The organism is Pelomonas sp. KK5, from assembly GCF_001984095.1.
GTDB lineage: Bacteria > Pseudomonadota > Gammaproteobacteria > Burkholderiales > Burkholderiaceae_C > KK5.
In genome coordinates, this window is sequence record NZ_LYVQ01000014.1 from 1 (window position 1) to 13,303 (window position 13,303).

14 protein-coding genes are annotated in these 13,303 nt (G+C 67.9%); 12 read left to right on the forward strand and 2 right to left on the reverse strand.

Features of this window, described 5'->3' with window-relative positions:
• The first annotated feature begins 25 nt into the window (after positions 1 to 25).
• The 12 genes from B0W88_RS03315 (at position 26) to B0W88_RS03370 (ending at position 10,909) form a co-directional block, all read left to right on the forward strand.
• Positions 26 to 610, forward strand: coding sequence for a YqiA/YcfP family alpha/beta fold hydrolase (locus B0W88_RS03315; protein ID WP_077033233.1), 585 nt, complete (start codon positions 26 to 28; stop codon positions 608 to 610).
• Positions 611 to 636: 26 nt separating this feature from the next.
• On the forward strand, positions 637 to 2,676 hold the full coding sequence (locus B0W88_RS03320) for a ribonuclease catalytic domain-containing protein (protein WP_077033234.1): 2,040 nt from the start codon (positions 637 to 639) through the stop codon (positions 2,674 to 2,676).
• A gap of 1 nt (position 2,677) precedes the next feature.
• A complete protein-coding gene (locus tag B0W88_RS03325; protein WP_077033235.1) occupies positions 2,678 to 3,541 on the forward strand; it encodes a TonB family protein in 864 nt (287 codons plus the stop codon).
• Positions 3,538 to 4,404 (forward strand): shikimate dehydrogenase, encoded by an 867-nt coding sequence (gene aroE / locus B0W88_RS03330; protein ID WP_077033236.1) that lies wholly within the window; start codon positions 3,538 to 3,540, stop codon positions 4,402 to 4,404. The genes B0W88_RS03325 and aroE overlap by 4 nt, the downstream gene beginning before the upstream one ends.
• Positions 4,401 to 5,129, forward strand: coding sequence for a monofunctional biosynthetic peptidoglycan transglycosylase (gene mtgA / locus B0W88_RS03335; protein ID WP_077033237.1), 729 nt, complete (start codon positions 4,401 to 4,403; stop codon positions 5,127 to 5,129). The genes aroE and mtgA overlap by 4 nt, the downstream gene beginning before the upstream one ends.
• Entirely contained in the window at positions 5,129 to 5,740 is a 612-nt protein-coding gene (locus B0W88_RS03340; protein WP_233151609.1) for a hypothetical protein, read from the forward strand. Before mtgA ends, B0W88_RS03340 begins: the two co-directional genes overlap by 1 nt.
• The gene (locus tag B0W88_RS03345) at positions 5,737 to 6,264 is read left to right on the forward strand and encodes a TlpA disulfide reductase family protein (RefSeq protein WP_077033238.1); all 528 of its coding nucleotides are present in this window, start codon (positions 5,737 to 5,739) and stop codon (positions 6,262 to 6,264) included. Before B0W88_RS03340 ends, B0W88_RS03345 begins: the two co-directional genes overlap by 4 nt.
• A 156-nt stretch (positions 6,265 to 6,420) precedes the next feature.
• Positions 6,421 to 6,870, forward strand: coding sequence for a type II 3-dehydroquinate dehydratase (gene aroQ, locus B0W88_RS03350; protein WP_077033239.1), 450 nt, complete (start codon positions 6,421 to 6,423; stop codon positions 6,868 to 6,870).
• Between the two features lie 74 nt (positions 6,871 to 6,944).
• A complete protein-coding gene (accB, locus tag B0W88_RS03355; RefSeq protein ID WP_077033240.1) occupies positions 6,945 to 7,421 on the forward strand; it encodes an acetyl-CoA carboxylase biotin carboxyl carrier protein in 477 nt (158 codons plus the stop codon).
• A gap of 13 nt (positions 7,422 to 7,434) precedes the next feature.
• Positions 7,435 to 8,784: an acetyl-CoA carboxylase biotin carboxylase subunit gene (accC, locus tag B0W88_RS03360; protein ID WP_077033241.1), complete on the forward strand. Its 1,350-nt coding sequence runs from the start codon at positions 7,435 to 7,437 to the stop codon at positions 8,782 to 8,784.
• A 10-nt stretch (positions 8,785 to 8,794) separates the two neighbouring features.
• Entirely contained in the window at positions 8,795 to 9,700 is a 906-nt protein-coding gene (prmA, locus tag B0W88_RS03365) for a 50S ribosomal protein L11 methyltransferase (protein WP_077033267.1), read from the forward strand.
• 60 nt (positions 9,701 to 9,760) lie between these two features.
• Positions 9,761 to 10,909, forward strand: a complete 1,149-nt coding sequence (locus B0W88_RS03370; protein ID WP_077033242.1) for a zinc-ribbon and DUF3426 domain-containing protein — start codon at positions 9,761 to 9,763, stop codon at positions 10,907 to 10,909.
• A 218-nt stretch (positions 10,910 to 11,127) separates the two neighbouring features.
• Here B0W88_RS03370 and B0W88_RS03375 read toward each other — a convergent pair whose 3' ends face one another.
• Positions 11,128 to 11,703, reverse strand: a complete 576-nt coding sequence (locus tag B0W88_RS03375) for a histone (protein WP_077033243.1) — start codon at positions 11,701 to 11,703, stop codon at positions 11,128 to 11,130.
• Between the two features lie 237 nt (positions 11,704 to 11,940).
• Entirely contained in the window at positions 11,941 to 13,125 is a 1,185-nt protein-coding gene (locus tag B0W88_RS03380; RefSeq protein ID WP_077033244.1) for a ribonucleotide-diphosphate reductase subunit beta, read from the reverse strand.
• Positions 13,126 to 13,303 lie beyond the last annotated feature (178 nt).

The window sequence follows — 13,303 nt, forward strand, 5'->3', positions numbered from 1 at the left end:
CATCAGGGGACTCTACACTGGCCGCATGCGCACGACCCACCTGCTCTACCTGCACGGTTTCCGCTCCTCGCCCCGCTCGGCCAAGGCGCTGCGCATGGCCGAATGGGCGCGGGATCACCGGCCGGACATGGTGTTCGCCGCGCCGCAGCTGCCGCCTTCGCCGGCCGAGGCGATCGCACTCGTCAGCGCGCTGGTCAAGACCTGGCCCCGCGACGGCATGGCCGTGATCGGCAGCTCGCTGGGCGGCTTCTACGCCACCGTGATGGCCGAGCGCCTGGGCTGCCGCGCGGCGCTGCTGAACCCGGCGGTGGACCCGGCGCGCGACCTGGCGAACTACATCGGCGAGCAGACCTGCTGGCAGGATCCGAGCGAGCACTTCTTCTTCCGGCCCGAGTTCGTGGACGAACTGCGGGCGCTGTCCCCGGGCGAGCTGAGCCGGCCGGAGCGCTATTTCGCCGTGATCGCCAAGGGCGACGAGGTGCTGGACTGGCGCGAGATGAACGGCCGCTATGCCGCCGGCACGGTGCGCCTGCTCGAAGGCAGCGACCACGGCCTGAGCGACTTCGAGGACCACTTGCCCGCCCTGGTGGATTTCCTCGACCTGGCCTGACCCGCGTTGCGGCGACAATCGCGGCCATGTACGCATTGTTTGATGAAGCCGGCAAGTTTCTCGCCGGCCGCGTGATGTCCGAGGCCGAAAGCTCGATGCAGATCGAGCTGGACTCCGGCAAGCGCGTGAAGGTGAAGGCGGCCAATGTGCTGCTCAAGTTCGACAAGCCCGCGCCGGCCGAGCTGCTGGCCGAGGGCCAGCGCCTGTCGCAGGAGATCGACCTGGACCTGGCCTGGGAGTTCGCGCCCGAGAACGAGTTCGGCTTCGCCGACCTGGCGCGCGACTATTTCGACGCCAAGGCCGGCGTGACCCAGCAGGCCGCGGCGCTGTTCCGCCTGTTCGAGGCGCCGCACTACTTCCGCCGCATGGGCAAGGGGCAGTTCAAGAAGGCGCCGGAGGAGACGGTCAAGGCCGCCCTGCTGGGCATCGAGCGCAAGCGGCAGCAGGCCCTGCAGATCGAAGCCTGGGCGGAGGAGCTGGCCGGCGGCGCCTGCCCGCAGCCGATCCGCGACCAGATCTACAAGATCCTGTTCAAGCCCGACAAGAACGGCCCCGAATACAAGGCCGTGGTCGAGGCCACGCGCCGCGCCCACAAGGCGCCGCTGGAGCTGCTGCAGTCCGCCGGCGCGATCACGAGCCCCTATCAGTTCCACTGGAAGCGTTTCCTGTTCGAGAACTTCCCGAAGGGCACCGGCTTCCCGGCACTGAGCGCCCCGCAGATCAAGGACGATCTGCCGCTGTCGGCCGCGCAGGCCTTCTCGATCGACGATTCCCAGACGACCGAGATCGACGACGCGCTGTCGGTCCAGGGCCTGGGCACTGGCACGGTCGTGTTCGGCGTGCACATCGCCGCGCCGGGCCTGGCGATCCAGCCCGATTCGGCCGTGGACAAGGTAGCGCGCGACCGGCTCTCCACCGTCTACATGCCCGGCTGGAAGCTGACGATGCTGCCGGACGAGGTGGTGCAGACCTACACGCTGATCGAGGGTCGCGACTGCCCAGCCGTCTCCATCTACTTCTCGCTGGACGAGGCCACGCTTGAGATCAAGGCCAGCGAGACGAAGCTGGAGCGGGTTTCCATCAAGAGCAACCTGCGCCACGACAAGCTGGACGCCGTCATCACCGAGGCCACGCTGACCGGCCCCGCTGAATCTGCGGGTTATGAGTTCGCCGCCGAGCTGGCCTTCTGCTTCCGCCTCGCGAAGGATCTGAAGGCCAAGCGCGAGGTGGTGCGCGGCAAGCCCGAGACCTTCAACCGGCCGGACTACAACTTCCGCCTCGACGGCGATCGCAGCAAGGAGCCCGACGGCAGCGAGACGGTGAGCATCAGCACCCGCGTGCGCGGCGCGCCGCTGGACCTGATCGTGGCCGAGGCGATGATCCTGGCCAACTCGAGCTGGGGCGGCTGGCTCAGCGAACTCGGCCTGCCCGGCATCTACCGCAGCCAGGCCAGCCTGGCGCCCGGCATCAAGGTGCGCATGGGCACCAAGGCGCTGCCGCATGCCGGCATGGGCGTGGCGCAGTACACCTGGGCCACCTCGCCGCTGCGCCGCTATGTGGACCTGGTCAACCAGTGGCAGATCATCGCCGCCGCGCGCCACGGCCGCACCGCCGCACTGGCCGCGCCCTTCAAGCCCAAGGATGCGGCGCTGTTCTCGATCATCTCGGGCTTCGATTCGGCCTACGGCGAATACAACGGCTTCCAGAACGGCATCGAGCGTTTCTGGACCCTGCGCTATGTGGTGCAGAACGAGATCAGGGAATTGACCGCCACCGTGATGAAGGACGGCCTGGTCCGCGCCGACGAGCTGCCGCTGGTGTTCCGGGCGCTGGGCTGCGAGAGCCTGCCGCGCGGCGCCCATGTGCGGGTGCGCATCACCGGGACGGACGAGATGACGCTGGACCTGCATGCCAACCTGGTCGAGCGGATCGATGAAGTGGCCGCCGCTGACGTCACCGCCGAAGACGAGGAAGACGAAGAGCCGACCGCCGGCCCGCTGACGCTCGCCATCGACGTCAACGACGCGGAACCCGCTGCATCCACCACCGAGGCCGTCTCCAACTGAAATGGCGTCGCGTCGGCTCAGCACCCTCCAGCTCGCGCTGCTGATCTCGCTGGGCGCACACGGCGCCGTGGGGACGCTGCGCATCGTCGACCCGGAGCGCTTCAACCGGATCTTCGAGGACACGCCGCTGGAGGTGGTGCTGGTCAACACCCGCTCGGACGAGGCGCCGGTCAAGGCCCAGGCGCTGGCCCAGGCCAACCTGGCCGGCGGCGGCGACGCCGAGCGCGGCCGCGCCACTTCGCCGCTGCCGCCGTCCAAGCTGCTTGAGGTGGGCGAAGCCGCCGAGGAGCAGCACGCCCAGATCGCCGAGCTGCAGCAGCAGCAACAGCAGCTGCTGGCCCAGCTTCGCCGCGACGTGGCCCTGCTGCCGCCGCCCGACCCGCAGCGCGACAGTGGTGCGCCCAACGCGCGCGAGATCGCCGAGAAGCGCCGCGCGCTGGTGCAGTTGCTCGCCGAGATCGAAAAGCGCGTCAACGAGGAGAACGCCCGGCCGCGCAAGCGCTACCTGAGCCCGGCCACCCGCGAGGTGGTCTACGCCCAGTACTACGACGCGCTGCGCCACAAGGTCGAGGAGCGCGGCACCCGCGACTTCCCCGAGCACAATGGCCGCAAGCTCTATGGCGAGCTGACGATGAACATCCACGTGGACCAGCGCGGCCGGGTGATCGAGACCGAGATCATCGCCCCCTCGGGCAATGCCAACCTGGACCGCCGCGCGGTCGCCATCGTGCAGGCGGCCTCGCCGTTCGGCCCCTTCACCGCCGCGATGCGCCGCGGCGCCGAGGTGCTGGTGATCACCTCCCGATTCCGATTCACCCGCGAGGACGGCGTGCAGACCCGCCTGACCTCCGGACAACAGCAATGACAGCAAAGCCCGTCGAAGTAACTCGTTATGCCGTCGCCGGCAACCCGGTGGCGCACAGCCGCTCCCCGCAGATCCATGCGGCCTTCGCGGCGCAGACCGGCCAGTCGATCCACTACGAGCGCCTGCTCTGCCCGCTGGACGATTTCGCCGCCACGATCCGCGCCTTCGCGGCAAGCGGCGCGGGCGGCTGCAACGTCACCGTGCCCTTCAAGTTCGAGGCCCACGCGCTGGCCGCGCGGCTGAGCCCGCGCGCCCGGCTGGCCGGTGCCGTCAACACGCTGCGCTTCGACGACACCACCGAGGGCGGCTGGTACGGCGACAACACCGACGGCGCCGGCCTGGTGCGTGACATCGAGGCCAATGCCGGCCTGCCGCTGGCGGGAAAGCGGGTGCTGCTGCTGGGCGCCGGCGGCGCCTCGGCCGGCGTGCTGGGCAGCCTGATCGCCGCGCGGCCCGCCCAGCTGGTGCTGGCCAACCGCACGGCCGACAAGGCGCAGGCGCTGGTCGAATCCCATGCGGCCTGGGCGCGCGAGCACGGCGTGGCACTCTCCGCCTGCGCACTGGCCGACTGCCCGGCCGGCTTCGACGTGCTGGTCAACGGCACCAGCGCCAGCCTCGCCGGCTCCGGCGTGCCGGTCGCCCCCGCCGTGCTGGCCCCGGGCGCGCTGGCGCTGGACATGATGTACGGCCCCGCCGCCGCGCCCTTCCTCGCCTGGGCGCGGGAGCACGGCGCCGTCGGCCGCGACGGCCTGGGCATGCTGGTCGAGCAGGCGGCCGAAGCGTTCGCCGTCTGGCGGGGTGTCGCTCCGCAGACCGCCGCAGTGCTGTCCGCCCTGCGCGCCGAGGTCGACGCCAAATCATGAAGCCGGCCCTGCGCCTGCTGGCGCTGCTGCTGCTGTCGCTGCTGTGCCTGCAGCTCTACTTCGCGGCGCGCATCGCGCTGATGAACGTGCTGGCGCCGCAGTCCACCAGCTTCCAGCGCTCGGAGATCTGGCGGCTGGCCACCGAGCAGCACCAGGTGCTGTGGAGCCAGGACTGGGTGGAGCCGCTGCCCAACACGCTCAAGCGCGCCGTCATCGCCAGCGAGGACTCGACCTTCGCCGACCACGGCGGTGTCGACTGGGACGCGATGGAGAAGGCCTGGGAGAAGAACCAGAAGGCCCAGGCCCGCGCCGAGCAGCGCGCCGTCGCCGCGCCGAAGGCCAGGCCGGTCGCGATCAAGATCGCCGGCGGCTCGACGATCACCCAGCAGCTGGCCAAGAACCTTTTTCTCAGCGGCGAGCGCAACCTGCTGCGCAAGGGCCAGGAGCTGGCGATCACGCTGATGCTGGAAGCACTGCTGAGCAAGCAGCGCATCCTGGATATCTACCTGAACAATGTGGAATGGGGCGAAGGCGTGTTCGGCGCCCAGGCCGCCGCGCGACACTACTTCCGCACCGACGCCCGCAACCTCTCGGTCACCCAGGCCGCACGGCTGGCGGTGATGCTGCCGGCGCCCAAGCGCTTCGAGAAGCGGCCGGCCTCGCCCTACCTGCTGGGGCGCACCGGCGTGGTGGCAGCGCGGATGAACGCCGTGGAGTTGCCATGATGATGGACGAAGAAGACCGCACCGGCCGCGAGATCGCCGCCACTGCCGCCCGGCTGGTGGTCGAGGAAGGGCTGGAGTACGGCCCCGCCAAGCAGCGCGCGGTGAAGACCCTGGGCCTGCCGCGCCGCACTGCCCTGCCCGGCAACGACGAGCTGGAAGACGAGGTGCGCGACTACCTGGCCCTGTTCTGCGCCGACACCCAGCCCGGCGAGCTGCGCGCACTGCGCGAGGTGGCCGCCCTGTGGATGGAGCGCCTGGCCGAGTTCCGCCCGCACCTGACCGGCGCCGTCTGGCGCGGCACGGCCACCCGGCTGTCGGCCGTGCACCTGCAGCTGTTCTGCGATGACGCCAAGGCGGCCGAGATCGCGCTGATCAACAATCGCGTGGACTACGACGTCGGTGCCACCAGCGGCCCGCGCGGCCGCGAGGCGGACGTGCTGACGCTCGCCACGCCCAGCAGCGCGCTGGGCGAACTGGTCACGCTGCACCTGAGCATCCTGGATTTCGACGACCTGCGCGGCGCGCTCAAGCCCGACGCCCGCGGCCGCAGCGAACGGGGCGACCTGGCGGCCCTGCGCAAACTGATGACGACGATGGATGAGCAAGAATGACGAACACCACCCGCCGCAACCTGCTGATCGCTGCCGGCGTCGGCGCCGCCGCGATCGGAGCCACGCTGGCCTGGCGCCAGGAGCACCGTGACGCCGCCACGCTGTCCGGCGAGGCCCAGGCCTTCTGGGCCACCCGCTTCGAGATGCTGGACGGCAGCCAGCTCGAGACCGCCAGCCTGCGCGGCAAGCCGCTGCTGCTGAACTTCTGGGCCAGCTGGTGCGCGCCCTGCGTCAAGGAACTGCCGGCCGTCAACCAGTTCGCGCACGAAACGCCGGCCTGGCAGGTGCTGGCCCTGGCCGTCGACTCCAAGGAGGCGATCCAGGGCTTCCTGAAAAAGCTGCCGGTGGACCTGCGCATCGCCCTGGCCGGCCTGACCGGCACCGACCTCGCCCGCCGGCTCGGCAACACCCAGGGCGGCCTGCCCTTCAGCGTCGCCTTCGACGCCGGCGGCGAGCTGATCTGGAAGAAACTGGGCAGCACCGAGCTCGAAGAACTGCGCGATCTGGGCAAGAAGTACACTTGAGTTTCCGGCTCCCCCTACTTTTGGGGGATGGGCAGAACCCGGAAAAGGTCAAGCGATAAATTTCTTGGCAATTATCACGATCAGGGTCTAAAAAGCGTAAAGTCCAGCCTTTTCCGCTTTCCCGCTTCGGAGGCCACGGCCTCCCGAGCACCCTGAATGCAAATTCTCGTACTCCACGGACCCAATCTGAACCTGCTCGGCACCCGCGAGCCAGGCGTCTATGGTTCCATGACTTTGGCGCAGATCGACGCAGATCTCGCCGAGATGGCCGCCAAAGCCGGAGTCACGCTGGAAAGCTATCAAAGCAACCACGAAGGCGCACTGGTGGACCGCATCCAGGCCGCCGCGCACGAGGGTTGCCGCTTCATCGTCATCAATCCGGCCGCCTACACGCACACCAGCGTGGCGATCCGGGATGCGCTGGCGGCGGTGGCCATCCCCTTCGTCGAAGTCCACTTGTCCAACATCCACAAGCGCGAAGCGTTCCGGCATCACAGCTATCTCTCGGCCATCGCCGAAGGCGTGATCTGCGGGCTGGGCGCACAGGGCTACCAACTTGCCCTGACATTCGCGCTGGCGCGGCTTCAGCAGGCCGACAGGGCCTGAGACGCCACGGACGGACAGGCCGGACGGCTGCCGACCGACAAGCAAAGCAACTAATTCAATCGCTGGAGAATTCCATGGATCTGCGCAAGCTCAAGACACTGATCGACCTCGTCTCGGAGTCGAACATCTCTGAACTTGAAATCACCGAGGCCGACGGCAAGGTCCGCATCGTCAAGTCCGACGGTAGCGTGGCCACATTGCCGGCCGGCGTGCAGATGATGGCCATGCCGGCCCCTGCCGCGGCGCCCGCCGCTCCGGCCGTGGCCGCCACCCCGGTGGCCGCCACCGCGGCGCCCGTCGCCGCGCCGGTCGAGACCGGCCATGTGGTGACCTCGCCGATGGTCGGCACCTTCTATCGTGCCTCCAGCCCGAACGCCAAGCCCTTCGCCGAAGTCGGCGGCCAGATCAAGGAAGGCGAGCCGATCTGCATCATCGAAGCGATGAAGATCATGAACGAGATCGACTCCGACAAGACCGGCACGATCACCAAGATCCTGTGCGAGAACGGCCAGCCGGTCGAGTTCGGCCAGCCGCTGTTCATCATCGAATAAGAAGGTCTTCTCGATGTTCAAGAAGATCCTCATTGCCAATCGCGGGGAGATCGCCCTGCGGATCCAGCGCGCCTGCCGCGAGATGGGCATCAAGTCCGTCGTCGTCTACTCCGAGGCCGACCGCGACGCCAAGTACGTCAAGCTGGCCGACGAGGCCGTCTGCATCGGCCCCGCGCCCTCGATCAAGAGCTACCTCAGCATGCCGGCGATCATCGCCACCGCCGAGGTGACCGACGCCGAAGCCATCCACCCCGGCTACGGCTTCCTCAGCGAGAACGCCGACTTCGCCGAGCGCGTCGAGCGCAGCGGCTTCACCTTCATCGGCCCCACCTCGGAGAACATCCGGATGATGGGCGACAAGGTGTCGGCCAAGCAGGCGATGATCAAGGCCGGCGTGCCTTGCGTGCCTGGTTCGGAAGGTGCGCTGCCGGACGATCCGAAGGAGATCATCCGTATCGCCCGCCAGGTCGGCTACCCGGTGATCATCAAGGCCGCCGGCGGCGGCGGCGGGCGCGGCATGCGCGTCGTTCACACCGAAGCGGCCCTGGTCAACGCGGTGCAGATGACCCGCACCGAAGCGGGCGCGGCCTTCGGCAACCCCGAGGTCTACATGGAGAAGTTCCTCGAGAACCCGCGCCATGTGGAGATCCAGGTGCTGGCCGACGGCCACAAGAACGCCGTCTGGCTCGGCGAGCGCGACTGCTCGATGCAGCGCCGCCACCAGAAGATCATCGAGGAAGCGCCGGCTCCGGGCATCCCGCGCCGCACGATCGAGAAGGTCGGCGACCGCTGCGCCGCCGCCTGCCGCAAGATGGGCTACCGCGGCGCCGGCACCTTCGAGTTCCTCTACGAGAACGGCGAGTTCTACTTCATCGAGATGAACACCCGCGTGCAGGTGGAGCATCCGGTCACCGAGATGGTCACCGGCATCGACATCGTGCAGATGCAGATCCGCATCGCCGCCGGCGAGAAGCTGCCGTTCACGCAGCGGAACATCGAGATGCGCGGCCATGCGATCGAGTGCCGGATCAACGCGGAAGACCCGGTCAAGTTCGTGCCCTCGCCCGGCCGCATCACGACCTGGCACGCCCCGGGCGGCCCCGGCGTGCGCGTGGACTCGCATGCCTACACGAACTACTTCGTGCCCCCGCACTACGACTCGATGATCGGCAAGATCATCTGCCACGGCGACACCCGCGAGCAGGCGCTGGCCCGCATGCGGATCGCGCTGTCGGAGACCGTGATCGAAGGCATCCAGACCAATGTCCCGCTGCATCGCGAGCTGATGGTGGACGCGAAGTTCGTCGAAGGCGGCACGTCGATCCATTACCTCGAGGGCTGGATGGCCCAGCACAAGCGCTGAAATGGCCTACCTGCACGAACTGCTGCTGATCTGCAGCGAGGACGAGGTCGAAACCGTCAGCGATGCGCTGATGGAGGTCGAGGCCTTGTCCGTCTCCGTCGAGGATGCGGACGCCGATACCGACGCCGAGCACGCGCTGTTCGGCGAGCCCGGCATGCCGGCGCCCAAGGCCGGCTGGCAGCGCTCGGTCGTCCGCGCGCTGTTCCCGACCGAGGCCGAGGCGACCGAGGCGGCGACGCTGATCCTCGCCCAGGACTGGGCGGCGGACGTGCATGTGCAGGCGATCCAGGCGGTCGAGGAGCAGGACTGGGTGCGGCTGACGCAGTCGCAGTTCAAGCCGGTGGAGATCACACCGGAGTTCTGGATCGTGCCCTCGTGGCATGAAGCTCCGGAACAGGCGAAGCAGGTGATGCAGCTGGACCCGGGCCTGGCCTTCGGCACCGGCACGCATCCGACCACCCGCATGTGCCTGCGCTGGATCGCCAATAACGCCCAGCCGTGGAATCGCGTGCTCGACTATGGCTGCGGCTCGGGCATCCTGGCGATCGGCACCGCGCTGTTCGGCGCGAAGAACATCGACGCGGTGGATATCGACCCGGCCGCCGTCACGGCGACGGTCGCCAATGCCGAGGCGAACAAGGTCGGCGCTGCCATCCGCGCCGCGCTGCCCGACGGCGCGAGCGGCGAGTACCCGCTGGTGCTGGCCAACATCCTCGCCACGCCGCTGCGCCTGCTGGCGCCGCTGCTGTGCGCGCATCTGGCGCCGGGCGCGAGCCTGGTGCTGGCCGGCATCCTGGAGCGACAGGAAGACGAGCTGAAGGCGGCCTATGCGCCGTGGGTCCAGCTCGAGGTCAGCGACCGCGAGGACGGCTGGATCCTGATGACGGCCTCGCGCCCCGCAGTCAGCTCGGTTTGAGCGTTAGGGCAAGGCATGACCCTCTAGGACTCATGGTGAACATGGCATGATGCCGCCACCATGAGTCTCGCCACCCGCTGCACCGCCTGCGGCACCATCTTCCGGGTGGTGCAGGATCAGCTGCGCGTGTCGGAAGGATGGGTCCGCTGCGGCCGCTGCGCCGAGGTGTTCGACGCCCGCGAGCAGCTGTTCGACATCGACCGCGAGGCGCCGCCGCCGTGGCCGGCGATGGGCGCCGCGCCCGCGCCGGTCGTCATGCCGCCGCCACCACCGCCGCCGGCGCCGGTCTGGACCTCGGCGCCGACCCCGCTGTCCGCGCCACCACCGCCCGCGCCTCCTCCGCTCGCTCCGCCGCCGCCCGAGTTCGTCGCCGAGCCGGAGCCGCATCGTTTCCATGAGGAAGAAGAGGAAGATGCCCCGGTCGAGGAGGCACTCGCCTCGCGGATGGAACCCGAGTGGGTCGAGGAAGCCCAGCAGGAGGCGATCGAAAGTGCCGCTCCCGCACCGGAGCCGGTGGCGCCGCCGATGATGTCGGCGCTGGACGACTACGGGACCGACACCGTGCTGGCTCCCGGCCTGGCCGCAGCCGCCGAGGCCGCGCCGATCGCCGCCGAGCCGGCGGCCGAACCGCCCGCGACGGACAAGAAGCGCAGCAAGAAATCGAAGGCGAAGGACGCCACGTCCGATGCGCCGCCGATCCCCGAGTTCATGCGCCGCGCGCAACGCAGCGAGCGCTGGCGCCAGCCGCGCGTGCGCATCGCGCTCGCCTGCTGCGCGCTGCTGCTGCTGGCTGTGCTGGCGGGCCAGTTCGCCCTCCAGTTCCACAACGCGATCGTTGCCGTCTATCCGACCTCGAGGCCGGCGATGCAGTCCTTCTGCCAGACCGCCGGCTGCGAGTTGCAACCCTGGCGGCGCATCGACGTGGTCGGCGTCGAGGCCAGCGCGCTGAACCAGGCGGGACCCAACAACCAGTACCAGCTGAGCGTCAGCCTGCGCAACAAGTCGGGCCTGGAAGTGGCCACGCCCTGGATCGAGTTGAGCCTCACCGACGCCAGCGGCGCCACCGTCACCCGCAAGACCCTGGCCCCGACAGAATTCAAGGGCGGCAGACCATCAATGGTGGCGAACAGCGAGATGCCGCTGCAGTTGCTGCTGAGCACCGGCGACCAGCGCGTGGCCGGCTACAGCATCGAGATCTTCCACCCCTGAGCACCCAAGGCCCGCGCGCGGCCCCAACAGCGACCGTTCGCCCTGAGCTTGTCGAAGGGGCTCTCCTGAGCCTGTCGAAGGGGGGTGATCGACATGCACGACCCAGGGCTTCGACAGGCTCAGCCCGAACGGCATTTCCTTGCGGGATGTCTTGTTTCTTGGGCGCGGTGGGCGCAAAAAAGCCCCGCCGAAGCGGGGCTTTGATTGAGCCGTGAGGCTCAGGGCTTGTTGCCGGTCGGGAAGGGCCAGGCAGCCTGCGGGCTCAGCGCCGTCTTGGCAGCCGGGGCAGCAGCGGCAGGCTTGGCAGCCGGGGCAGGCGCAGGGGCCGCGGCGGCCTTCGGCGCAGCAGCCTTCTTCGCAGCAGCCTTCTTGGCCGGAGCCTTGGGGGCAGCAGCCTTGGGAGCGGCGGCCTTCTTCGGCGCAGCAGCCTTCTTCGCCGGGGCGGCCTTCTTGGCAGGAGCAGCGGCCTTCTTGGCCGGTGCAGCCTTCTTCGCCGGAGCGGCCTTCTTGGCCGGTGCCGCCTTCTTGGCCGGAGCAGCCTTCTTCGCCGGAGCCGCCTTCTTGGCCGGTGCCGCCTTCTTCGCCGGAGCCGCCTTCTTGGCCGGTGCCGCCTTCTTCGCCGGAGCGGCCTTCTTAGCCGGAGCCGCCTTCTTGGCCGGAGCGGCCTTCTTGGCGGGGGCTGCCTTCTTGGCCGGAGCGGCCTTCTTCGCCGGAGCGGCGGCCTTCTTGGCGGCCGGAGCCTTCTTCGCCGGGGCGGCCTTCTTGGCCGGAGCGGCCTTCTTTGCAGTTGCCATTTCAGTTCTCCTTGATCAAGTGGAAAAAGCACCGCACGCAGCCGATCGATCTGCTGCCTTGCGGTTATTCATCGCTCGAATGTCACCCAGGAGGAGTGCTCCGATGCGATGAATCGGGGTGCGAGCCTGAACGCCAATGCTTCTATGGCAATCAGTCGTTCGGCTCGTCAATCTTTATCTTGATCTCTTCTCTCTAAACAAAAGGGAGTGAACCGTCTCGGCAACCGCCGAGCCTGCTCAATCCCAGCTCAGTGCGCCACCGGTCTGGTATTCGATGACGCGGGTCTCGAAGAAGTTGCGTTCCTTCTTCAGGTCAATCATTTCGCTCATCCAGGGGAAGGGGTTCTCTTCGTTCGGGAAGAGTTCCTCCAGGCCGATCTGGGTGGCGCGGCGGTTGGCGATGTAGCGCAGGTAGCCCTTGAACATCGAGGCGTTCAGGCCCAGCACGCCGCGCGGCATCGTGTCCTCGGCATAGCGGTACTCGAGCTCGACGGCCTTCAGGAACAGGGCCTTGATCTCGGCCTTGAACTCGGCGGTCCAGAGCTGCGGGTTCTCGAGCTTGATCTGGTTGATCAGGTCGATGCCGAAGTTGCAGTGCATGGACTCGTCGCGCAGGATGTACTGGTACTGCTCGGCAGCACCCGTCATCTTGTTCTGGCGGCCCATCGCCAGGATCTGCGTAAAGCCGACGTAGAAGAACAGGCCTTCCATCAGGCAGGCGAAGACGATCAGCGACTTCAGCAGCGTCTGGTCGTTGGCCGTGGTGCCGGTGACGAAGTTCGGGTCCATGATCGCCTCGATGAAGGGGATCAGGAACTCGTCCTTGTCGCGGATCGACTTGACCTCGTGGTAGGCGTTGAAGATCTCGCTCTCGTCGAGGCCCAGCGACTCCACGATGTACTGGTAGGCGTGCGTGTGGATCGCTTCCTCGAAGGCCTGGCGCAGCAGGAACTGGCGAGCCTCGGGCGCCGTGATGTGGCGGTAGGTGCCCAGCACGATGTTGTTGGCGGCCAGCGAGTCGGCGGTGACGAAGAAGCCGAGGTTGCGCTTGATGATGCGGCGCTCGTCTTCGGTCAGGCCGTTGGGATCCTTCCAGAGCGCGATGTCGCGGCTCATGTTCACTTCCTGCGGCATCCAGTGGTTGGCGCAGGTGGCGAGGTACTTCTCCCAGGCCCACTTGTACTTGAAGGGCACCAGCTGGTTGACGTCGGTCTGACCGTTGATGATGCGCTTGTCGGCGGCCTTCACGCGGGCCGACGAAGGGGTCGCAGAAGCGGCGGGGGAAGCAGTCGAAGAAGGAGTCGGCTGGGTCGCGGTCGCTGCGTGCATCGCGAGCGACGGGGAGGCATTGCCGAACGAAGCGTGGGCTTGTTGCGCTGCTGCGTTCGAGGACGGTTTCGTTTCTTCTTCCCAGACCAACATGGTGGACTTCCTATGCTTTGAATTATCAGAGTGTTGTGTTGAAACACCAAGGACTTCTTGACATCAACGCCGCTTGCGCGTTGCCCGACCGCATCGGGAAGAAGGCCTCGGTGAGCAGTCGCCGATGGATGAGTTCGCCTGACTCGAAAACTCATGCATCGGCGTTTGAGCCGATGAA

Coding starts and splice junctions, on each gene's coding strand:
- B0W88_RS03375 (WP_077033243.1), bottom strand. CDS start 11,703: ATGGCAACTGCAAAGAAGGCCGCTCCGGCCAAGAAGGCCGCCCCGGCG.
- aroQ (WP_077033239.1), top strand. CDS start 6,421: ATGCAAATTCTCGTACTCCACGGACCCAATCTGAACCTGCTCGGCACC.
- mtgA (WP_077033237.1), top strand. CDS start 4,401: ATGAAGCCGGCCCTGCGCCTGCTGGCGCTGCTGCTGCTGTCGCTGCTG.
- B0W88_RS03340 (WP_233151609.1), top strand. CDS start 5,129: ATGATGGACGAAGAAGACCGCACCGGCCGCGAGATCGCCGCCACTGCC.
- accB (WP_077033240.1), top strand. CDS start 6,945: ATGGATCTGCGCAAGCTCAAGACACTGATCGACCTCGTCTCGGAGTCG.
- B0W88_RS03370 (WP_077033242.1), top strand. CDS start 9,761: ATGAGTCTCGCCACCCGCTGCACCGCCTGCGGCACCATCTTCCGGGTG.
- B0W88_RS03380 (WP_077033244.1), bottom strand. CDS start 13,125: ATGTTGGTCTGGGAAGAAGAAACGAAACCGTCCTCGAACGCAGCAGCG.
- B0W88_RS03320 (WP_077033234.1), top strand. CDS start 637: ATGTACGCATTGTTTGATGAAGCCGGCAAGTTTCTCGCCGGCCGCGTG.
- B0W88_RS03325 (WP_077033235.1), top strand. CDS start 2,678: ATGGCGTCGCGTCGGCTCAGCACCCTCCAGCTCGCGCTGCTGATCTCG.
- B0W88_RS03345 (WP_077033238.1), top strand. CDS start 5,737: ATGACGAACACCACCCGCCGCAACCTGCTGATCGCTGCCGGCGTCGGC.
- aroE (WP_077033236.1), top strand. CDS start 3,538: ATGACAGCAAAGCCCGTCGAAGTAACTCGTTATGCCGTCGCCGGCAAC.
- B0W88_RS03315 (WP_077033233.1), top strand. CDS start 26: ATGCGCACGACCCACCTGCTCTACCTGCACGGTTTCCGCTCCTCGCCC.
- accC (WP_077033241.1), top strand. CDS start 7,435: ATGTTCAAGAAGATCCTCATTGCCAATCGCGGGGAGATCGCCCTGCGG.